Origin of the sequence: Vibrio sp. Of7-15, from assembly GCF_022347565.1 — a bacterium.
Taxonomy (GTDB): Bacteria; Pseudomonadota; Gammaproteobacteria; order Enterobacterales; family Vibrionaceae; genus NORP241.
Genome location: NZ_JAKRGH010000002.1, coordinates 55,113 through 76,577, shown reverse-complemented (window position 1 = coordinate 76,577; position 21,465 = coordinate 55,113). Strand labels below are relative to the sequence as shown.

General features: G+C 42.0%; 17 protein-coding genes. 4 read left to right on the top strand and 13 right to left on the bottom strand.

Features of this window, described 5'->3' with window-relative positions:
• Positions 1 to 437 precede the first annotated feature (437 nt).
• From MHO82_RS02880 to znuA, 3 genes are all read right to left on the bottom strand, one after another.
• Entirely contained in the window at positions 438 to 3,719 is a 3,282-nt protein-coding gene (locus MHO82_RS02880) for a helix-turn-helix domain-containing protein (RefSeq protein WP_239182347.1), read from the bottom strand.
• 399 nt (positions 3,720 to 4,118) lie between these two features.
• Positions 4,119 to 5,462: a murein DD-endopeptidase MepM gene (mepM, locus tag MHO82_RS02875; RefSeq protein ID WP_239182346.1), complete on the bottom strand. Its 1,344-nt coding sequence runs from the start codon at positions 5,460 to 5,462 to the stop codon at positions 4,119 to 4,121.
• Complete coding sequence (gene znuA, locus MHO82_RS02870; protein WP_239182345.1) at positions 5,459 to 6,346, bottom strand: zinc ABC transporter substrate-binding protein ZnuA; 888 nt, start codon at positions 6,344 to 6,346, stop codon at positions 5,459 to 5,461. The genes mepM and znuA overlap by 4 nt, the downstream gene beginning before the upstream one ends.
• Positions 6,347 to 6,434: 88 nt before the next feature.
• On the opposite strand from znuA, the gene znuC reads away from it, so the two are divergent.
• Together znuC and znuB are read left to right on the top strand one after the other, a co-directional pair.
• Positions 6,435 to 7,202, top strand: coding sequence for a zinc ABC transporter ATP-binding protein ZnuC (gene znuC / locus MHO82_RS02865; protein WP_239182344.1), 768 nt, complete (start codon positions 6,435 to 6,437; stop codon positions 7,200 to 7,202).
• Positions 7,195 to 7,980 (top strand): zinc ABC transporter permease subunit ZnuB, encoded by a 786-nt coding sequence (znuB, locus tag MHO82_RS02860; protein WP_239182343.1) that lies wholly within the window; start codon positions 7,195 to 7,197, stop codon positions 7,978 to 7,980. Before znuC ends, znuB begins: the two co-directional genes overlap by 8 nt.
• A 61-nt stretch (positions 7,981 to 8,041) precedes the next feature.
• Here znuB and sucD read toward each other — a convergent pair whose 3' ends face one another.
• From sucD to sdhC, 8 genes are all read right to left on the bottom strand, one after another.
• Entirely contained in the window at positions 8,042 to 8,914 is an 873-nt protein-coding gene (gene sucD / locus MHO82_RS02855; RefSeq protein ID WP_239182342.1) for a succinate--CoA ligase subunit alpha, read from the bottom strand.
• Positions 8,914 to 10,080: an ADP-forming succinate--CoA ligase subunit beta gene (gene sucC, locus MHO82_RS02850; protein WP_239182341.1), complete on the bottom strand. Its 1,167-nt coding sequence runs from the start codon at positions 10,078 to 10,080 to the stop codon at positions 8,914 to 8,916. The genes sucD and sucC overlap by 1 nt, the downstream gene beginning before the upstream one ends.
• A gap of 143 nt (positions 10,081 to 10,223) precedes the next feature.
• Positions 10,224 to 11,423, bottom strand: coding sequence for a 2-oxoglutarate dehydrogenase complex dihydrolipoyllysine-residue succinyltransferase (odhB, locus tag MHO82_RS02845; protein WP_239182340.1), 1,200 nt, complete (start codon positions 11,421 to 11,423; stop codon positions 10,224 to 10,226).
• Between the two features lie 27 nt (positions 11,424 to 11,450).
• Entirely contained in the window at positions 11,451 to 14,261 is a 2,811-nt protein-coding gene (gene sucA / locus MHO82_RS02840; RefSeq protein WP_239182339.1) for a 2-oxoglutarate dehydrogenase E1 component, read from the bottom strand.
• Positions 14,262 to 14,357: 96 nt separating this feature from the next.
• Positions 14,358 to 15,071 (bottom strand): succinate dehydrogenase iron-sulfur subunit, encoded by a 714-nt coding sequence (locus MHO82_RS02835; protein WP_239182338.1) that lies wholly within the window; start codon positions 15,069 to 15,071, stop codon positions 14,358 to 14,360.
• Positions 15,072 to 15,085: 14 nt separating this feature from the next.
• On the bottom strand, positions 15,086 to 16,852 hold the full coding sequence (sdhA, locus tag MHO82_RS02830; RefSeq protein WP_239182337.1) for a succinate dehydrogenase flavoprotein subunit: 1,767 nt from the start codon (positions 16,850 to 16,852) through the stop codon (positions 15,086 to 15,088).
• Entirely contained in the window at positions 16,853 to 17,200 is a 348-nt protein-coding gene (gene sdhD / locus MHO82_RS02825; protein ID WP_239182336.1) for a succinate dehydrogenase, hydrophobic membrane anchor protein, read from the bottom strand. It lies immediately after the preceding gene.
• Entirely contained in the window at positions 17,194 to 17,595 is a 402-nt protein-coding gene (sdhC, locus tag MHO82_RS02820) for a succinate dehydrogenase cytochrome b556 subunit (RefSeq protein ID WP_239182691.1), read from the bottom strand. Before sdhC ends, sdhD begins: the two co-directional genes overlap by 7 nt.
• Before the next feature lie 389 nt (positions 17,596 to 17,984).
• Between sdhC and MHO82_RS02815 the strand changes: the two genes are divergently transcribed.
• Positions 17,985 to 19,274, top strand: coding sequence for a citrate synthase (locus MHO82_RS02815; RefSeq protein ID WP_239182335.1), 1,290 nt, complete (start codon positions 17,985 to 17,987; stop codon positions 19,272 to 19,274).
• Between the two features lie 58 nt (positions 19,275 to 19,332).
• Here MHO82_RS02815 and MHO82_RS02810 read toward each other — a convergent pair whose 3' ends face one another.
• Positions 19,333 to 20,088 carry a Nif3-like dinuclear metal center hexameric protein gene (locus tag MHO82_RS02810; RefSeq protein ID WP_239182334.1) on the bottom strand — a complete coding sequence of 252 codons (756 nt, stop codon included), beginning with the start codon at positions 20,086 to 20,088 and terminating at the stop codon, positions 19,333 to 19,335.
• 201 nt (positions 20,089 to 20,289) lie between these two features.
• The gene (locus MHO82_RS02805) at positions 20,290 to 20,490 is read right to left on the bottom strand and encodes a DUF2517 family protein (protein ID WP_239182333.1); all 201 of its coding nucleotides are present in this window, start codon (positions 20,488 to 20,490) and stop codon (positions 20,290 to 20,292) included.
• Between the two features lie 120 nt (positions 20,491 to 20,610).
• Here MHO82_RS02805 and MHO82_RS02800 point away from each other — a divergent pair, with 120 nt between their 5' ends.
• Positions 20,611 to 21,441, top strand: coding sequence for a DUF1853 family protein (locus MHO82_RS02800; RefSeq protein ID WP_239182332.1), 831 nt, complete (start codon positions 20,611 to 20,613; stop codon positions 21,439 to 21,441).
• The last annotated feature ends 24 nt before the right edge of the window (positions 21,442 to 21,465 follow it).

Here is a 21,465-nt window from a genome sequence, read left to right as displayed (position 1 = left end):
AGAGAAATAGACTGGGTGAATAAGTCGAAAAGTGTCAAAGTTTCGCAATCAACGTCAATTTTCTATCGTTAATTACGTTAAAACTGAATTTTCATTAGAAATAAGTTAATCATTGCACGAAAATAAACAAAAACAACAAATCAAACAATAACAATAACTTATAATTAAAAAATAGCGAATGTCGGGTTAGTCACCTAATGTTGTCGTTATTTTTATAAAGAAAATAATTAGTCTGAAGTATAAATATTACATCGACAGGGAAATCTCCCTATCACCAAAAATTCCAGAGGTAGCATAGCAAACGTTATGCTACCCCGGCAGCAAGCGAAGGTGTCGTTGGCACCCGTGGTATGGTCCCCCCGGCTATACCACGCTCTTTTTTTTAACCCTTCTCCCTATCATGTTTTCCTACGAGCATCTCTATTAAAGAGATATTGTTAGTCACTGCTTTCCATAAACTTCGTTGGCGATAACCCATAGTGCAGCTTGAAACGCTGACTGAAATACGAAGGATCATTGAAGCCACAATCAAAAGCAACGTCCGAGACTTTGTCTCCTTTCATTAGCCGATTACATGCCTGCTCTAATCTCACTTCGATTACATAGTCTTTAAATGATCGCCCTGTCACCTGCTTGAACTTTCTCTGCAAGCTACGCTCAGAAATAAATAACAGCTTGGCCGCTGCACTGGTTCCAAATTCAGGTAAGTGATAATGCTGTTCAACCAACTCATACACTTTTGTTAACCATGGATCCTCATGCACGAGTTTTGCTGTGGTTACATCGGCTACAGGTTGCTCTAGCCTAATATCTTCTAACGCTGTATTTTGCTCATAACTATTAACGTAATTTGCCACTGGCCAACGAATAACAATACGAACTCCTGACACGGTATCATTGGAAGCTAAGCGGAACACACCTTGATTTTGTAGTACCAACTGCTTGGCATTAAGAAGACCAATACCAAGTAAGACAGACTGCTGATTCGCTGAACTCGAAGTTACCGACTCAAGCTCCAAACAATATTGCTCGCTAAGAAGAGAGCCAAAGTCTTGAATAGATAGATCAATAAACTCTCCAGACACCTTAACGGAAAGCTCAATCGTGCTCTCTGGTGCTGTTACCCGCTTTAACGCACCCGCAATCAAATTGTTGATGATCACATCCAGACTGTATGGCTGAGCCAACACGCTAAATCCCTTAGCTTGATCATCAACCATAATTTTTGCCCCTTTACTTTCAGCATCCGCCTGCCAACCTTTTACCGTAGCTTGCACAATAGGACTTAACAACGCATCTCTTTGCTCCGCTTCAACCGCAACAGGACCTGGTTCCAGTAATTTAAACTGCTCAATCATTTGCAGCACATAATCTGTGTTCTGCAATATCATGGCTTTATGGCCGGAAAGCGCTGCATGCGCACTGATCTGCTCTTTAAGCTCAACGATAGGTGTCGTGATATCATCCGCAAATTGATTTATCACGTGTTGCCTTATTGTCAGTAATTTTTGTAGCTGACTGTTACTTGATACCAATGCTTTACTTTGTCGGTTTAATTGATGCGTTTTCAATGTAACAGCTTCTTTTAGAACCACATTGGCCTTACGAATATAACGAGACCGCCAAGATATAATGACAAATAAAACACTCAAGAAAATTAAGACCACCAGCACAATAAACCACGGAGCCATATACCACGGCTGAGCAACATAGAAGCGAAACTGACTAATAGGGCGTGATTGCTGGCCAATATCTTGATCTTTCACTTCTAACGTATAATTTCCTGGGGCCAAATACTCAAAAACTAAGAAACCACCTTGAAAGCTTGACCACTCTTCATCATTGCTGCCCAATAGACGATACTCTAAAACGTCAAAATCAAACTCAGGCAAAACACCAAACTGAAAACTTAACGACGCTTTATAAGGAATAAGTGTTTTTTTCTCTTGGTGAACCGCTAGCTTTTTCAGCTTATGGTTAATTCTTACCTCACTAATGATCACATTAGACGCAGGTGTTTTGGCTACCAGTAAATCCACCTCATTGACTATTAATAAACCAAATTGGCTACCAAAAATAAGCGTATCACCATCTCCTTTAACACATAGGTCAGGAATAAACTCATTATTCACTAAGCCAAACGGAGCCCCAAAATGTTTAACAAACGTTCCATCAGCTTGATAAAAACTTAACCCCTTTGAAGAACTAAGCCATACGCCACGATGAGTTGGCACCACACATTGCGGTGTTATATTTTCTTCAACTAAATCAATATTCGATTTATTTTCAGTATTCCTACCTTTCGCGATTTGTAGCCCATGATTTTTAACAAACCATAAGAACTCTTGGTTTGCACTCGCCATATCCACCATACTTCCTTGATACGATGCTTTGCTCGTTTCATAAACAATTTTGCCATTGCGATATGCGTACAAACCATGATCTGTGCCAAACCATACTGTGCCATATGAATCAGCATAAAGATGAGTAATCCGAGATGAAGAGTTTTTATCTATCTGCCAATAAAAGCCAAATTCAATGACTTTATTATTCTCAGGCCAATAACGCATTACCCCATTTTCCGAGCTTAACCACAATGAACCATGCTGATCGGAAGCGACATGAGTGATTTTTTTACCTTGCAGAACCATTGGAAGCTCGACCGATTCAAAAAACTCCGTTCGCCAGTTAAATACTTTTAGCCCCGTGCTAACACCTAGCCATAACCGATCGCCAACCATGGCAAAATCAAAGATTTCATCTTCCCCAATAACAGAAGTTTCAACCTTAATGGGATCAAGCTTAAGTTTACTTAACCCAGTATCTGTGGCAGCCCAAACCACTTGATTAGGCGTTTGCAAAATAGCATTCAGTTGATTAGTTTGTAAATTATCATGATCAACACCATATCGAACTCTAGAAAATAAAGAGCTCATGACTGAATAGTAACTGATACCGTTATCAGTCGAGATCCACATCCCCCCTTGCCCGTCGGTAAAAAGATCATAAACTCGATTGCCTTCGATTGAATAGCTATCCCGAAAGTTCGCATTGAGCTCAATCATATCGCCAGACAAAAAAGGATATTTATAAAGACCATTATCAGTACCAAACCAGTACTCAGCAGGCGTTTCTGCAATGGTAAGAACGTGTTGTTGGTTTAAAGGTAGCTGAACAATGTCTTCTGACTTAAGATCTAAAACCCACGCGCCTTTCATACCACCAAGGACTAACTCGTTCCTCGATACTGAATAGTACAAGTGCTCAATTAGCTCTTCACCAAACGGATTATCTTGCAATAATTGATCATCATCAGAGGAAGTGAATACCCCCTGATTTGTAGCTATAAACCATACGCCATTAACTTGTTTGGCATCATTAACAACAAAAGGAGGAAACACAGTATTGGCGTTAGGGAATGAATACTCGATTAGCTGCTGAGTCACCCGATGATAAGTATAAAAAGCCTCATTATTACTTAACCAAATAAAATCATGCTCACTACCCACACGATCCACTATTGTCGGTAAACCAGCTTTATCCACAACGTCACTTTCAGCAGTCATCGAATGAACTCGCACTAATTGCTCATCTTTAAAATACCAAAAATAGGAGCCTGATTTTGCTAGCTTATCAATAGGAAATGACACGTTTTGATCCGTAAAAGGCAGTAAGTGTTTACCATCAAAAAAGTGAAGAAACCCTTTAATATCTTGCATCCAAAACCCACTGCTCTGGCTTGGAAACAACTTTTTAGCCGTAATATACTTCCCTTGAGCTTGATACGGAACAGGGTAAAAGATAGGTTTAAAATCAAACGAAAAAACGAAGGATGGCCACAAAAATAGAAATGAAATTAAGAAGTTAAGCCGAGAAAGCACGTGAATTATATTCCCTTATAATAATAACCGACCGAATCATAACTCATAAAAGGCCATTTATTCATATAATTAGAGTTAAAAATCCACAAATGTTATTTATTAAAATCTAATAACATATTCTTAATTCGTTACTTTATTAGTACTAGGCAAGAACTGCTCTCAGTTTTAGTAGGCTTAATTCTAAAAAATTAGAAACGTTAAAATGAAAAAGGCACGTAAACGTGCCTTATATACTTTCTAAATTTGCTCTCTTAATGCTGAAATAGATTGCTTCGCCTTAGATTTAAACGCAGAACGTTCACGACTAACGATGGGATCAGCCTGTGGTAAAGGAACTTTCATTGCATTCACAGGACGATTGTTTTTTAACAATTCATAATGTAGATGCGGCCCTGTCGAACGGCCAGTATTGCCACTTAACGCTATTTTTTGCCCCATGGAAACTTTATCTCCAGCCTTAACGAGCAACTTATGCAAATGTAGGTAACGGGTGCTGTATTCCCTACCGTGTTTAATCACTAAATAGTTGCCTGCCAACGAGTGCTTTCTTGCTTTTACAACCACACCATCACCAGAAGCCAGCACTGGAGTACCAATCGGCGTCGCAAAGTCGGTTCCATTGTGTGGTGAAATACGCCCAGTAACTGGATGCTTACGCCGAGGATTAAATGAAGAGCTAATTCGATATTTTTTTGCTAATGGATATCGATTTAATGCTCTATTTAAACTTTTCCCTTCCTCATCATAAAAACGACCATCACTATGCTTAACTGCTGTAATTTCTCGATTACCATTTAAATACAAAATAGCGGTAACTTCACCACGACCCACTGCTTTTCCGTCAATAAACTCTCTTTCAATTTCAACGGCAAACTTATCTCCTTTACGAGCTTCTCTACCAAAATCAAACTTCCACTGTAAAGCTTGCGCCAAGGTTTGGATCTGACCCGGTGTTAGCCCAGCAGCACGGGAGGAGTTGTAAAAATTGCTGGAAACTCGCCCCGATAGTACAATCGGTTTAATTTCACCTTGCTCCTCCGATTGCTTAAATTGGTATTTTTCACCATTCCAAAGATAGATGTCCGTTAACTTTGCACTACGATCGATTCGCAATTCTGTTAAACGGTTTTCTTCATTCTGCCGCCACTCTAAAGTCTGGCCAATGTGTAAGTTACTAGCCGATTTGTTACTTGCTAATAACTGATACATATTCGTAATAGGCAAACCGTACTGCTCAAAAATAGCACCTAGCGTTTCACCACTCCCAACCCGGTGAGAATGCACTGCATCCACATCGGCTGTCAGCTGTTTTTCTAACTCATCTTGCGGAGAGACAAACTCAGGGTCACTTGCATCAATCGTTGCTCCAAGGGGCTCACTGTGAAGATCCGCCAATGGCTGAAGCAAATCGTTAGCTATGTCGACTTCAATGCGACTGTGGTTACTGATCGCACCACTTTTATGTAAATTTGGCTGCCATATAAATATGGCTAATGTCGCCAAAGATAAGGAAATTAATGCAATGCGGTGATATCTAGGAAGACGTCGTAATGACGAAATCGCTACCTTTATTTTTTTCATTTACTCAAACAACGTATAAATTCATCGCCTAACCCTTTAAGAAATAAAGAATAAGAACCTAATTGAACATCGATATTAGAAGCAAGTGGGTCAAGCTCTCCTCGCTTCACTGAGGTATTTCTCGTTACCGATTCGATAACAGCAGGCTGAAATTGTGGTTCAGAAAACACACATTCAGCATTTTTAGCCTGTAATGACTTTCTAATATTAATAAGTGTTTTAGCGCCTGGCTTACGATCAGGACTCACGGTGAACGAGCCTAAATTATTTAAATTAAATGTTTCTTCAAAATACCCATAAGCATCATGAAACACAAAATAGCCTTTGTCTTTATAAGGCGCGAGATCCGTCTTCAGTTTTGCAGTCGTGCTCTGTACATTTGCTTCAAACCGCTCAAGGTTAGCCTGATACGCCTGACTATTCAATTTATCATACTGACTAAGTGCCACCGTAATATCACGAGCAACCGCAACCGCTTGTTCTGGACCTAACCAAAAATGCGCATCAATGCTACCATGATCGTGCCCATGGTGATCATGATGATCCCCAAATTCACGAAATTGTACCGTTTTACTCTCACTGATCGTTACGACATTTTCTTTATCTCGAGTAAAACTTTCTAAAAATCGCTCAAGATCTGGGCCAAACCAAATTAATACATCCGCATTTTTTACTTTTTTTACATCAGAAGGACGTAAAGCGTAATCGTGTGGGGAAGTTCCTGGTGGTAGCAAGTAATCAGAGTCTGCGATACCATCCGTTAGATCGTTCACAATCAAATGAAGCGGCTTTACTGTGGATAAGACTTCAATGGCTTGAACCGACGGAGTAAACAAAAATGCAGCAGAACAAACACTAAGTAACTTGGGAAATGAGAAACGCATGCGAGCCTTCTAAAAATGTAATGCATAGAATAGTGCAAAATGTTACATTATAACAATACAAAATTGCAAACGACTCTTAGTTACATTTATGACTCAGCTCATTCAACTTGACAATATTTCCGTTAAGATTGGTAATAAAAACATTCTAGATAACATTTCTTTCAGCATTCATAAACGCCAAATTATCACACTGATAGGGCCAAATGGTGCAGGTAAGTCTACGTTAGTCAAAACGATTTTAGGTTTACAAAAGCCAAGCCACGGAAATATCAAAAAATCCCAAAAACTCCGTATTGGCTACGTTCCTCAAAAGCTAACTTTAAACGATACGCTACCTCTCAATGTAGACCGATTCATGAAACTAGCTGGCAAGTTCAGTACTCAAGAACGATTAGAAGCATTAAAGCTGGTTGGTGCTGAGCACCTAAAATTAGCCAATATGCACAGTTTATCTGGTGGCGAAAACCAACGTATTCTTCTAGCAAGAGCTTTATTACAGCGCCCAGATTTATTGGTACTTGATGAGCCTGCACAAGGAGTAGATGTGCAAGGCCAAATAGAGCTGTATAGCTTAATTGAGTCTTTAAGGCATCGTTTCGAGTGTGCTATTTTTATGGTCTCTCATGATCTACACCTTGTGATGGCAAAAACCGACGAAGTAATTTGTTTACACCGCCATATTTGTTGTTCAGGTGCTCCTGCAGCCATCACAAAGCACCCTTCTTATTTAGCCCTTTTTGGCCAGCAAGAGCGCGAGCAATTAGCATTTTATCAACATCAACATCAGCATGAACATGATTTATCAGGTAAACCTGTCGACGACTCTTGCTGTAACCAAGGCCACCAACATGATTGAGTTTTTATTTCCCGCTTTTCTTGCCGGTATTGGTATTGCAACACTAGCAGGGCCGCTTGGCTCTTTTGTTGTCTGGCGTAAAATGGCCTATTTTGGTGATACTCTCGCTCATGCATCTCTACTTGGCTTATCACTCGGTTTTCTATTCGATATCAACCTTAACTTGGCTCTTATTGTTTGCTGTTTAGCTATTGCAGTATTACTGGTGACTTTACAACAGCAAAAACTTGTTGCCACAGACACTTTATTGGGTATTTTAGCTCATAGCTCCTTATCACTTGGTCTTGTAGCAGTGAGTTTCTTAGACAATGTACGTGTTGATCTTATGGCTTATCTTTTTGGGGACTTACTGGCTGTAAATAACACTGATTTACTCTATATTTATGCTGGTGTTATTTCTGCACTACTCCTGCTTGCTATTTTTTGGCGACCTCTTCTTGCAACGACAGTAAGTGAAGAATTGGCTCAAGTAGAAGGGGTCAACGTAGGATTAATGCGATTGATCTTAATGCTTATGGTTGGTCTTGTTATTGCTGTGGCAATGAAGTTTGTTGGCGCATTAATCATCACTTCTTTATTAATTATTCCAGCAGCTACGGCACGAAAATTTGCCAAAAGCCCTGAACAGATGGCTGGAATAGCTTCCTTACTTGGTTGTATTTCCGTTGTATCAGGGCTACTGATGTCATGGCATTACGACACACCTGCTGGCCCTTCCGTTGTTGTCAGTAGCGCAGCTTTATTTATGCTAAGCCAATTAAAAAAGCAAACCAGTTAATAAAGCCAACGCAATAAAAAAGCCAGCCGAAAATCGACTGGCTTTTTGAAAAACTAGACTGTTACCAGCCTGTAATTTCACGAAGACCTTTGCCAATATCGGCAAGAGACTTAACAGTCTTAACGCCTGCTGCTTCTAGTGCAGCAAACTTATCTTCCGCTGTACCCTTACCACCAGAGATGATAGCGCCAGCATGGCCCATACGTTTACCTGGAGGAGCAGTAACACCTGCAATGTAAGAAACAACTGGCTTAGTTACATTCTCTTTAATGAATGCTGCTGCTTCTTCTTCCGCTGTACCACCGATTTCACCAATCATTACGATTGCTTCAGTTTCAGGATCTTCTTGGAATAATTTTAGGATATCAATGAAGTTTGAACCTGGGATTGGGTCACCGCCGATACCAACACAAGTAGACTGACCGAAGCCTTCATCAGTAGTCTGCTTAACCGCTTCATACGTTAGAGTACCAGAGCGAGAAACAATACCTACTTTACCTTTCTTGTGGATATGACCAGGCATGATACCAATCTTACACTCATCAGGAGTGATAAGACCCGGACAGTTAGGACCGATCATGCGAACGCCAGTTTCTTCTAGCTTCACTTTTACGTCGATCATGTCTGTTGTTGGAATACCTTCAGTGATCGTTACGATCAATTCAATACCCGCGTCAATCGCTTCAAGGATTGCATCTTTACAGAAAGGTGCTGGTACGTAGATAACAGTTGCCGTTGCACCTGTTGCTTCTACCGCTTCGCGTACAGTATTAAATACAGGTAAACCTAGATGAGTTTGACCACCTTTACCAGGAGATACACCACCAACCATTTGGGTGCCGTATGAGATAGCTTGCTCAGAGTGGAAAGTACCTTGACCGCCAGTAAAGCCCTGACAAATTACTTTCGTGTCCTTATTAATTAGTACAGACATTATTTGCCCTCCGTAGCAGCAACAACTTTTTGAGCAGCATCAGTTAACGATTCAGCAGCAATGATATCAACATCAGAATTAGCAAGTACTTCACGACCTAGGTCTGCGTTAGTACCTTCTAAACGAACAACAACAGGTACGTTCACACCTACCTCTTTAACCGCACCAATAATACCTTCTGCGATCATGTCACAGCGAACGATACCGCCAAAAATGTTAACAAGTACTGCTTTTACATTGTCATCAGAAAGGATGATCTTAAATGCTTCAGCTACACGCTCTTTTGTTGCGCCACCACCTACATCTAGGAAGTTCGCTGGCTTACCACCATGTAGGTTTACGATGTCCATCGTACCCATAGCAAGACCTGCACCGTTCACCATACAGCCAACGTTACCATCTAGTGCAACGTAGTTTAGCTCCCACTGTGCTGCATGTGCTTCACGCTCATCTTCTTGTGAAGGATCATGCATTTCACGAAGCTTAGGCTGACGATAAAGTGCATTAGAGTCGATGTTGATCTTGCCATCTAGACAAAGTAGATTACCTTCGCCAGTAATAACAAGAGGGTTGATCTCTAGTAGCGCTAGATCGTACTGAGAGAACATATTGCCAAGACCCATGAAGATCTTAACAAACTGTTTAATTTGGTCACCTTCAAGGCCAAGTTTGAACGCAAGCTCACGACCTTGATATGCTTGAGGACCAACTAAAGGATCAATTGCTGCTTGATGGATTAGCTCTGGTGTTTCTTCCGCGATCTTCTCGATATCCACACCACCTTCAGTCGATGCCATGAATACAATTTTACGGCTTGCACGGTCTACAACCGCACCAAGATATAATTCGTTAGCAATGTTAGATGCTTCTTCAACCAAGATTTTAGTAACCGGTTGACCATTTGCATCTGTTTGGTAAGTAACAAGGTTTTTACCTAACCACTTTTGAGCAAATTCTTTAACACCTTCTTTAGTGTCATGCAGTTCAACACCGCCCGCTTTACCACGGCCACCAGCGTGAACCTGACATTTAACAACTTTCTTTGCAGTGCTAATACGACCAGCAGCTTCAAAAGCTTCTTGAGCTGTATCACATGCGAAACCTTCAGGTACTGGCAGACCAAAATCAGCGAAAAGCTGCTTTGCCTGATATTCATGCAGATTCATGATGTTCTATCCATTTATCTAATCCCATCGATGGGATTTATTATATCCATAGGGCATTCTTTGTTGCCCCTTCGTCATTTTTCGGGCTAAAAGCCTACTGATAATGAGCCGGATGTTGAGCATTCCGGCTCAATAATCAGGGGTTACACATCCAGTAACAGACGTGTTGGATCTTCAAGTAACTCTTTAATAGTTACAAGGAAACCGACAGATTCACGACCATCGATTAAACGGTGGTCATAAGATAACGCTAGGTACATCATTGGTAAGATTTCAACCTTACCATCAACTGCCATTGGGCGTTCTTGGATCTTATGCATACCAAGAATAGCCGCTTGTGGTGGGTTGATGATCGGCGTTGACATCAGAGAGCCAAACACACCGCCATTAGTGATAGTAAAATTACCACCCATTAACTCATCAACAGTTAGCTTGCCATCGCGGCCTTTAATCGCTAACTCTTTGATGCCTTTTTCGATATCAGCAAAACCTAGTGTGTCACAGTCTTTTAGAACTGGCGTCACTAGACCACGTGGCGTTGATACCGCCATACTGATGTCAAAATAGTTGTGGTAAACAATATCATCACCATCAATTGATGCGTTCACTTCTGGATATCGTTTTAGAGCTTCCGTTACCGCTTTCACGTAGAAAGACATAAACCCTAGACGAGTGCCGTGACGCTCTTCAAACTGATCTTTGTACTGCTTACGAAGGTCCATGATTGGCTTCATGTTCACTTCGTTAAACGTCGTCAGCATCGCTGTGCTGTTCTTCGCTTCTAGAAGACGATTTGCCACAGTTTTACGTAGACGTGTCATTGGTACACGCTTCTCACTACGGTGTGCTAATGGCGCTTCAGCAACAGCAGGGCTTGGTGCAGCTTGTGCTGCTTTAATGTGCGCATCCACATCTTCACGTGTAATACGACCGCCAACACCTGTGCCTTTTACTTGGCTAGGCTGAATGTCGTGCTCACTTAGAAGGCGACGAACTGCTGGGCTTAAAGCATCGTTTGACTCTTCAGACAGAGATGCTGTGTGACGCTTATCAGGTGATGCTTCCGCTTCTGCAGGCACATCTTTTGTTGGTTCACCAGCTACAGCACCAGGCTTTAGCTTAGCAATAAGCTGCTTAGAAAGAACCGTAGCACCTTCTTCTTCAACAATAGCTTCCAGTACACCAGCATCAGGTGCCGGAACTTCAAGTACCACTTTATCCGTTTCAATGTCTACAATAACTTCGTCACGTGCAACGGCTTCGCCAGGTTTTTTATGCCAAGTAGCTACAGTGGCATCAGCAACAGATTCAGGTAAATCTGGAACCAGAATTTCGATTGTCATATCGGTTTATCCTATTCTTTCTAGTTCTTAATCGAGGGTAAGAGCGCTTTCTATCAACGCTTTTTGTTGTTTCATATGTACCGACATATAACCTACAGCCGGCGATGCAGATGCAGGACGACCAGCGTACGTCAAACCAGCGCCTTGCGGCAGAGCGGCTCTGAAGTTATGCTGGCTACAATACCATGCACCTTGGTTTTGAGGCTCTTCCTGACACCATACAAAATCAGTTACATGTGAGTATTGTGCAATCGCGGCTTCTACATCCTCTTTCGGGAATGGGTACAGCTGCTCGATACGAACAATCGCAACATCCGTTTGTTCATTCTTACGACGCTGTTCTAACAGGTCAAAGTAGACTTTACCTGAACAGAACACAACGCGTTTAACTTGGGCTGGATCTAAGTTATCAATTTCACCAATTGCAGGCTGGAAGTTTCCTTCCGCAAGTTCATCTAATGACGACGTACATAGCGGATGACGAAGCAAAGACTTCGGTGACATCACCACTAATGGACGACGCATTGGGCGTACAACTTGGCGACGAATCATGTGATAAACCTGTGCGGGAGTTGATGGAACAACAACCTGCATGTTTTGTTCAGCACATAACTGTAAATAACGCTCTAAACGAGCAGATGAATGCTCTGGTCCTTGACCTTCATAGCCATGCGGTAACAGCATTGTCAGGCCACACATGCGTCCCCACTTTTGCTCACCAGATGAGATGAATTGGTCAATTACAACCTGTGCACCATTTGCAAAATCACCAAACTGTGCTTCCCATACAGTTAAGCCACTTGGCTCAGCCGTTGCGTAACCATATTCAAAAGCCAAAACAGCTTCTTCTGATAACACTGAGTCATAAACTTCAAATGGGCCTTGCTTATCATGCAAGTTGCTCAGAGGAACATAAGTACTTGCATCCGTTTGGTTATGCAAAACAGCATGACGATGGAAGAACGTACCACGACCAGAATCTTGCCCCGTAATACGAATTCGGCTACCTTCATCAACTAACGTTGCATAAGCCAAGTTTTCAGCCATGCCCCAGTCAACCGCTTTTTCACCTGTCAACATAGAGCGACGGTCGTTATACAGCTTGTTCACTCGGCTTTGAAGTTTGTGACTTTCAGGGTGATGGCACAAACGGCCACCTAGCTCAACTAGACGTTCTTTACTGAATTTACTTGCCCACTCTACTGTCCAGTCATGGCCAATGTATGGTGACCAGTCAACAGAATGTAGTGCCATCGGACGCCACTCTTTAACAACAACTTCACCGTGATCTAAAGCATCACGATATTCGTTCACCATTTGAGTTGCGTTTTCAAGGTCCATCTCATTCTTATCAGTCAATGCATCAGCATAGATCTTACGAGGAGTCGGGTGCTTCTTGATTTTTTGGTACATAAGAGGCTGAGTCGCATTTGGCTCATCCGCTTCGTTATGACCATGGCGGCGGTAACACACTAAGTCGATCAACACATCACGCTTAAACGTGTTGCGATAATCCAATGCAATTCGGCTAACAAATGCCACTGCTTCAGGATCATCCGCATTTACATGGAAAATCGGAGCCTGTACCATTTTCGCAATGTCAGTACAGTACTGTGTTGAACGCATGTCTTGTGGATTAGATGTTGTAAAACCAACCTGGTTATTAACAACAATACGAACCGTACCACCCACTTTATAGCCACGTGCTTGAGACATATTGAAGGTTTCAGCAACAACGCCTTGACCTGCAATAGCTGAATCACCATGAATCGTTACTGGTAGTACTTTAGAGCCATCGATATCTTGCAAACGATCTTGACGAGCTCGAACTGAACCAATAACTACAGGGTTAACAATTTCAAGGTGTGATGGGTTAAATGCTAAAACAAGATGAACATCACCACCTGGTGTTGCAAAGTCTGCTGAGAAACCTTGGTGATATTTCACATCACCGGTACCCCATGTATCATCATGGCGGCCAGCAAACTCATCAAATAAGTCTTGGGGCTTTTTACCTAATACGTTAACCAACATGTTAAGACGACCACGGTGAGCCATCCCCACAACAACTTCACGGCCACCATTTGCACCTGAATGACGAATGATCTCTTTCATCATAGGGATCAGTGCATCGCCACCTTCTAGAGAGAATCGCTTCGCACCTGGGAATTTAGCACCAAGATAGCGCTCTAGCCCTTCAGCTGCGGTCAATTCTTCTAGGAAAGTCTGCTTTTCTTCTTTAGTGAAGGCTGGTTGACCAACGACAGATTCTAAACGTTGCTGAATCCAACGTTTCTCATCTGTGTTAGTAATATGCATGTATTCCGCACCAACAGAGCCACAGTAAGTCGCTTTTAGTGCATCATAGAGATCAGATAACTTCATCGTTTCTTGGCCGATTGCAAATGAACCGACGTTGAACGTCTCTTCGAAATCATCTTCAGTGAGGTTATGGAATGCTGGATCTAATTCCGCTACAGCTTCACGCTGCCACAAACCTAGTGGGTCTAGATTTGCACTTTGGTGTCCACGGAAACGATACGCATTAATTAACTGTAGGACTTTAACCTGTTTGGCATCTACATCTGGATCACTAACTTGTGCGCTAACTTGCTTGGTCTCTTTCGCTAAGCGTCGGAAATAGTCACGGACACGCGAATGTGGCTGTTCAACCACAGTGTCATTCTTGATCGGTAAACCATCAAAAACTTGCTTCCATTCCTCTCCCACTAGATCTGGGTCGCTGAGGTAGAGTTCGTAGAGTTCTTCCACGTAAGTTGCATTGGCGCCAGCCAAGTGTGAAGACTCGAGCCATGCCTTCATCACGCCGTTCTGCATTATGTTCCCTTACCAGTAGTTTCACGTTTGTACCGGTCTTCTGCCGGACTTCTGCCGGCTCCGAAGAGCCGGATATATATTGACAATATTAATAATTTACACTGCTCGTTTCAGCAGCATAGATTTAATATGTCCAATTGCTTTTGTTGGGTTTAGTCCCTTAGGACAAACACTTACACAATTCATGATGCCATGACAACGGAAAACACTAAAAGCGTCGTCTAGATCAGATAATCGTTCCTCTGTTGCAGTATCTCGGCTATCAATTAACCAACGATACGCAGCCAGTAAGCCTGCTGGTCCGATGAATTTATCTGGGTTCCACCAGAAAGATGGGCATGATGTTGTACAGCATGCACACATAATACATTCATACAGACCATCAAGATGAACACGCTCATCAGGTGACTGAAGGTTTTCACGAGACGGTGGTACAGCAGCATCGTTAACTAAATACGGCTTCACGCGCTCGTAATTTTCATAGAACTGAGCCATATCCACGATCAAATCACGAATCACAGGTAAGCCTGGTAGAGGGCGAATAACAATCTGTGCCTGATCTGTTAAATCAGACAAAGGTGTAATACACGCTAAACCATTTTTGCCGTTCATATTTAGGCCATCAGAACCACAGACACCTTCACGACATGAACGACGGAATGACAGCGTAGAGTCTTGCTCTTTTAATAGGATTAGTGCATCCAGCACCATCATATCTGAGCCTTCTTCTACCTCTAACGTGTACTCTTTCATGTGAGGAGCGTTATCTACGTCTGGGTTATAACGATAAATCGAAAATGATAGTTTCATTTTTCTTCTTCCCCCTAGTATGTACGAGCTTTCGGTGGGAAAGCATCACGATGAGTTGGTTCCATATTTACATCACGCTTAGACATTTCTTCAGTCTCAGGGGTGTAAATAGAATGGCATAACCAATTCTCATCATCGCGTTCAGGGAAGTCGAATCGAGCATGAGCACCGCGACTTTCTGTACGGTAGTTAGCCGCAACAGCCGTAGCAAACGCCGTTTCCATTAAGTTATCAAGCTCTAAACACTCAATACGTTGCGTATTAAATTCTGATGAATTATCGTCTAAGCGAGCTTCTTTTAAGCGTTCACGGATGACTTTAAGCTCATCTAGACCTTTCGCCATTGCTTCACCTTCACGGAATACCGAGAAATTGTTCTGCATACAGCTTTGTAGATCTTTTCTGATCTGTACAGGATCTTCACCTGTTTGTGTGTTATTCCAACGATTAACACGCTCAAGTGAAGCCTCAATGTCAGATTCAGAAGCAGGGCGAGCCTCCGTTTGAGCTGCTAATGTCTCACCTAGATGTAAGCCAGTCGCACGACCAAATACCACTAAGTCAAGTAGTGAATTACCGCCTAGACGGTTCGCACCATGTACAGATACAGAAGCAATCTCACCACAAGCAAACAAGCCTTGGATCTCTTCGTCATGACCTGCACTATTTTGCTTAATCGCTTGGCCTGAAACTTGAGTCGGCACACCACCCATCATGTAGTGACAAGTAGGAATAACTGGAATTGGTTCTTTCACTGGATCTACATGAGCAAAGGTACGAGATAATTCACATACACCTGGCAAGCGAGATTCAAGAACTTCCTTACCTAAATGATCAAGTTTTAACTTGATATGTGGTCCCCACGGGCCGTCACAACCACGACCTTCACGGATCTCAACCATCATTGAACGCGCAACAACATCACGTCCAGCCAAGTCTTTCGCATTCGGAGCATAACGCTCCATGAAACGCTCACCATCTTTATTTAGAAGGTAACCACCTTCACCACGACAGCCTTCTGTCACCAAAACACCGGCTCCAGCGATACCTGTAGGATGGAATTGCCACATTTCCATGTCTTGCATTGGAACGCCAGCACGTAGTGCCATACCAACACCATCGCCCGTATTAATATGAGCATTTGTTGTTGAGGCATAAATACGACCAGCACCGCCAGTTGCAAGAATGGTAGCTTTTGATTTGAAGTAACAAATCTCACCCGTTTCCATACAGAGTGCGGTACAACCTAAAATCGCACCATCCTGGTTTTTCACTAAATCAAGGGCATACCATTCAGAAAAGATGGTGGTTTTGTGCTTAATATTTTGCTGATAAAGGGTATGAAGAAGTGCATGTCCGGTACGGTCAGCCGCTGCTGCAGTACGAGCAGCCTGCTCACCACCAAAATTCTTAGACTGACCACCAAATGGGCGCTGATAAATTTTACCATTATCAAAACGAGAAAATGGTAATCCCATTCTTTCAAGTTCGATAACAGACTCAGGACCCGTTTTACACATATACTCAATGGCGTTCTGATCACCAATATAATCAGAACCTTTCACTGTGTCGTACATATGCTGTTCCCAGTGATCATCATGTGCGTTACCTAACGCAACCGTAATACCACCTTGAGCAGACACTGTGTGTGAACGAGTTGGAAACACTTTAGAAAGCAAAGCACACGATAGACCTTGCTCAGAAATTTGTAATGCGGCGCGCATGCCCGCACCACCTGCACCGATAACGACGGCATCGAACTCTCGAACTGCAATGCTCACTTACGCACCCCACAAAATAAATAGGCCAGAGAAAAAGTATGATAAAAGAGCGGCAACAACACCAAACTGAAGTAAGCCACGAAGACCCGCAGGCTTAATGTAATCAGTTAACACTTGCCACAGACCAATCCAGGCATGGATGAGAACAGAGATCAGTGCCAGCATGGTAAATACTTTGGTTGATGTCTGGCTAAAAAACTCAGTCCATAGCTGGTAAGTTAGCTCTGCGCCAAAGGCGAAGTAGCCGACCATGTAAAGGGTGTAAAGCGTAAGAATAATCGCAGTTGCGCGTAGCAAGATAAAATCATGTACGCCATTGCGACCAAAAGAGGAAACATTGTTTACCATACTAAAACTCCTGCAAGAAGAGAAAGAACTGCTGTAGCGATAAAGGTTACTTTCGCGCTTTGTTGACCTGATTCAAGCTCTTCAAAATAGCCTAAATCCATCAGCAAATGGCGAATACCACCACAGATATGGTAAGCAAGGGCAGTTAGAACTCCCCATAGGATAAATGTCACAAAAAAACCGTCGACAATATCGACAGCTTGGGCATACCCTTCAGGAGAGGATAGTGATAGGCCTAACAACCATAAAAGGATGCCGACCGACACAAAAGTAATAACACCTGAGATACGGTGTAAGATCGATGATATCGCTGCCATAGGAAAGCGAATCGTCTGTAGGTCCAGATTAACAGGTCTTGGCTTTTTAACGTTCACGGATTGCTCACTCAGCTCCATTGAGCCTATTATTGTTATTGAACTCTCTGAAATTCCCATTTCGGGCTGGATTTTAACATTACTTTAACTTTTACCATTTATCCTACTAATCGAAGACTGTGATAAGCAGTAACATTCTCTACCAAATACGAGTTAGATATTTGTTCCAAGCCCTTATAAACATAGGGACATGTCCAGAGACCCGTCAAAAGTATACGCCGCGTAACATACAATTACAATTGCAGTAACACAATCTAGAACACAGAACAGACTTTTAACTTTTCTTTCATTAAAAACCCTAACAAGTGCACACAAAAACGCACTAAAATTGACAATAGTGCCTATCATGGGTACAACGTTGGCAACTCTAGTATCCGGGATTAGGATAATAATAAACAAAGGAGAATGTTATGGCGGATAAGAAAGCAACCCTTCATGTTGAAGGTAAAGCACCAATTGAGTTCCCGATCATTGGCGGCACAATTGGGCCGGAAGTCATTGATGTTCGTAAACTTGGAGCAAATGGCTACTTTACTTTTGATCCGGGTTTTCTTGCCACAGCTTCTTGTGAATCTCAAATCACTTTTATTGATGGCGAAAAAGGTGTTCTACTACACCGAGGCTTCCCTATCGACCAATTAGCCAACAACGCAGACTACTTAGAAGTTTGCTACATTTTGTTGTATGGCGAAACCCCAACTCGTGAACAATACGAATCTTTTAAAACAACGGTAACTCGTCACACCATGGTGCACGAGCAAATTGCGAGCTTCTTCCACGGCTTCCGTCGTGATGCTCACCCAATGGCCGTAATGTGTGGTGTAGTGGGCGCTCTTGCCGCTTTCTATCATGACTCTTTAGATGTCAATAATGATAGCCACCGTGAAATTGCAGCATTCCGTTTGCTATCGAAAATGCCGACCCTTTCGGCAATGTGTTATAAGTATTCGATTGGTCAACCATTTATCTACCCAAGAAATGATCTAAGCTACGCAGAAAACTTCTTACACATGATGTTTGCAAACCCATGTGAAGAATATAATGTAAACCCTGTGGTCGCTCGTGCAATGGACAAAATCTTTACTCTGCACGCTGACCATGAGCAAAATGCATCAACATCTACGGTACGTCTAGCTGGCTCTTCTGGCGCGAACCCATTTGCATGTATCGCTGCGGGTATTGCTTCACTTTGGGGCCCAGCTCACGGTGGTGCAAACGAAGCATGTCTACGTATGCTTGAAGAAATTGGTTCAGTAGACAACATTCCTGAATACGTAGCGAAAGCCAAGGACAAAGATGATCCATTCCGTCTAATGGGCTTTGGTCACCGTGTTTACAAAAACTACGATCCTCGCGCTACGGTAATGCGTGAAGCATGCCATGAAGTTCTAGAAGAGCTGAACATTCAAGATCCACTTCTTGATGTAGCAATGGAGCTAGAACGTATTGCCCTTTCTGATGAATACTTTGTTGAGAAGAAGCTCTACCCGAACGTGGATTTCTACTCAGGTATTATTCTAAAAGCGATTGGTATCCCTATTTCTATGTTTACCGTTATTTTCGCGATGTCTCGTACTGTTGGCTGGATTGCACATTGGAGCGAAATGCACAGTGATCCACTAAACCGTATTGGTCGCCCTCGTCAGCTATACACTGGTAAGCAACAACGCGATTTTAAACCTCTTCACGATCGTGAATAAGAAATAAACAACTAAAACTAAAAAAGCCGCATAACGCGGCTTTTTTATTGAAATCACACTAAACTGGATTATCTATATCGATAAAAGTCACATCAAGATTATGCTCTTTAGCTAACCACTCACCCAGTGCTTTTACACCATACCTCTCCGTTGCATGGTGCCCTGCACTAAAGTAGTGGATACCTAACTCTCGTGCTGAGTGCACTGTTCTTTCTGAAATTTCACCAGAAATAAAAGCATCTAGCCCTTTTTGAGCCGCTAGATCAATATAATCTTGTCCACCACCAGTACACCAACCGACTGTTTTGATAAGATTAGATCCTGAATGAGTAATATGTAAAGGTTTTCGGTTAAGCACCTTTTCTATTATTGCCGCAAAATCCTCAGAAGGCATGGCTAAGCTGAGCTCACCCCACATCGCAACTGAATTATCACCAGGTTCCAAGCCCCCTATCGTCTTAAGATCCAACAGGTTAGCCAACTGAGCATTATTGCCAAGTTCAGGATGAATATCTAAAGGTAAGTGGTAAGCATATAAATTAATGCCATTTTCTATCAATGCCTTGATGCGACGAAATTTCATCCCTCGGAGCTCAGAAGGCTCCCCTTTCCAAAAGAATCCGTGGTGTACAAGTAACGCATCCGCTTTATGTTCAATAGCTTGCTCAATTAAATCTTGCGAAGCAGTGACACCTGTAATCACCTTTCGAATATCAGTTTTTCCCTCAACCTGTAAGCCATTTGGGCAATAGTCTTTAATTGTATGGGGAGAAAGGAGCTCGTTTAATATTGATTCAAATTGTAAGTTATTCATCGTGTTTACTGTGTATATAGTGATGCTATTAAGCTACCTCAAAACACACAATTCGGCGAGGTTTCATTTACTATAGATAAATTGCACTAACTAAAAAGGCAGAAATAAAGCGGCAAAGTCCGAACGGGAATAGTGAAGTGATATAACATAACGACTTAAAGCACCATTTACAGGTAACTGGTGCTTTATTCAAAAAACATCTCAGAATAACTCTTTTGAGCCTTTTTCTGTCTGTTTCAACCATACTGGTTTAGTACTGGTTTTATGCCATGAACGATGCAAATAGCTATAAAACTGAGAACGTGATTGTAAACACGCCATAACAGGAAAAGCCAATACCCCTGCAAGAACCACTAAAATACGACGAAAAATGATGGTATATAAAGGAAACGTTTTATACATACTGAAACCTCAACCGAAGAAAAACAACCACGAGCCAATTTGGTAATAATACTACACCTGCTCGGTTTTCATACACATATTTAGCTAAAGTTTGCCAAAAGTCTCTATGTAAGGTTATAGATGTCATTTAATAACAAAATATTTACAAACAACACTCAAGACTCCCAAAATTTAAAATGGGTAATTAAAACACCTACACTATTTTCACCACCACTCCCCTTTTGTGAAATAGATTGGATACAAGAGTTTAAGCACAGCAACATAGATCACCTCTATTCTGGACCAAATAGAATCGGGTTTTATTACCAATGGTTGTGGCTCCACTTAATTCAGCAATCAAGTCGATACCAACTTATTGCGGAAGAGATACAACTTAACGATAAAACGAAGACTATTGGTGCATTAGACTTTTTAGTTGAAGACACACACAACAATCAAATTGAGCATTGGGAGGTAGCGGTAAAATTTTATCTTCTACACAAAGGATTATGGCATGGTCCTAATGGAAATGACCGCTTAGATATAAAACTAAGTCGAATGCTTAACCATCAGCTAAAACTAACGAAGCACCCAGCGTTTAAAGACAAGTTTCCAATAGATCCACAGTCCATTTTACCTAGGCTGATCATGCAAGGACGGCTGTATCTCAACCCTTTTGAAGAAGACTCTGTACCGACACATTGCATGAATCATCAGTTGAACCCAGCACTTGAACTAGGTTCTTGGTGCTTTGCTAATCAAGCCCACTTAATTACTGAGCCACTTTATCTCTTGGAAAGAGCACAGTGGTTAAATGGAGATCTAGAGAAAACAGAACATCTTGATGTTTCCCCTAAAAGCGGCATAGGAACAATTGAAAGAAGTGTGCATGCGCAAAGCGAACATGGGCACTTTTGGTTTATCGTGCCAAATAATTGGGAGGAAATGTGTAATACACAAAACATCACATAGTGATAAATGAGGGAATAAACAAAA

What these genes read in the sequence shown, in the direction of transcription:
- MHO82_RS02800 (WP_239182332.1), top strand. Translation starts at nt 20,611, where the DNA reads ATGTCATTTAATAACAAAATATTTACAAACAACACTCAAGACTCCCAA.
- znuB (WP_239182343.1), top strand. Translation starts at nt 7,195, where the DNA reads ATGATTGAGTTTTTATTTCCCGCTTTTCTTGCCGGTATTGGTATTGCA.
- MHO82_RS02835 (WP_239182338.1), bottom strand. Translation starts at nt 15,071, where the DNA reads ATGAAACTATCATTTTCGATTTATCGTTATAACCCAGACGTAGATAAC.
- sucA (WP_239182339.1), bottom strand. Translation starts at nt 14,261, where the DNA reads ATGCAGAACGGCGTGATGAAGGCATGGCTCGAGTCTTCACACTTGGCT.
- MHO82_RS02810 (WP_239182334.1), bottom strand. Translation starts at nt 20,088, where the DNA reads ATGAATAACTTACAATTTGAATCAATATTAAACGAGCTCCTTTCTCCC.
- sdhC (WP_239182691.1), bottom strand. Translation starts at nt 17,595, where the DNA reads ATGGAGCTGAGTGAGCAATCCGTGAACGTTAAAAAGCCAAGACCTGTT.
- sucD (WP_239182342.1), bottom strand. Translation starts at nt 8,914, where the DNA reads ATGTCTGTACTAATTAATAAGGACACGAAAGTAATTTGTCAGGGCTTT.
- MHO82_RS02805 (WP_239182333.1), bottom strand. Translation starts at nt 20,490, where the DNA reads ATGTATAAAACGTTTCCTTTATATACCATCATTTTTCGTCGTATTTTA.
- znuC (WP_239182344.1), top strand. Translation starts at nt 6,435, where the DNA reads ATGACTCAGCTCATTCAACTTGACAATATTTCCGTTAAGATTGGTAAT.
- mepM (WP_239182346.1), bottom strand. Translation starts at nt 5,462, where the DNA reads ATGAAAAAAATAAAGGTAGCGATTTCGTCATTACGACGTCTTCCTAGA.
- MHO82_RS02815 (WP_239182335.1), top strand. Translation starts at nt 17,985, where the DNA reads ATGGCGGATAAGAAAGCAACCCTTCATGTTGAAGGTAAAGCACCAATT.
- odhB (WP_239182340.1), bottom strand. Translation starts at nt 11,423, where the DNA reads ATGACAATCGAAATTCTGGTTCCAGATTTACCTGAATCTGTTGCTGAT.
- znuA (WP_239182345.1), bottom strand. Translation starts at nt 6,346, where the DNA reads ATGCGTTTCTCATTTCCCAAGTTACTTAGTGTTTGTTCTGCTGCATTT.
- sdhD (WP_239182336.1), bottom strand. Translation starts at nt 17,200, where the DNA reads ATGGTAAACAATGTTTCCTCTTTTGGTCGCAATGGCGTACATGATTTT.
- MHO82_RS02880 (WP_239182347.1), bottom strand. Translation starts at nt 3,719, where the DNA reads ATGCAAGATATTAAAGGGTTTCTTCACTTTTTTGATGGTAAACACTTA.
- sucC (WP_239182341.1), bottom strand. Translation starts at nt 10,080, where the DNA reads ATGAATCTGCATGAATATCAGGCAAAGCAGCTTTTCGCTGATTTTGGT.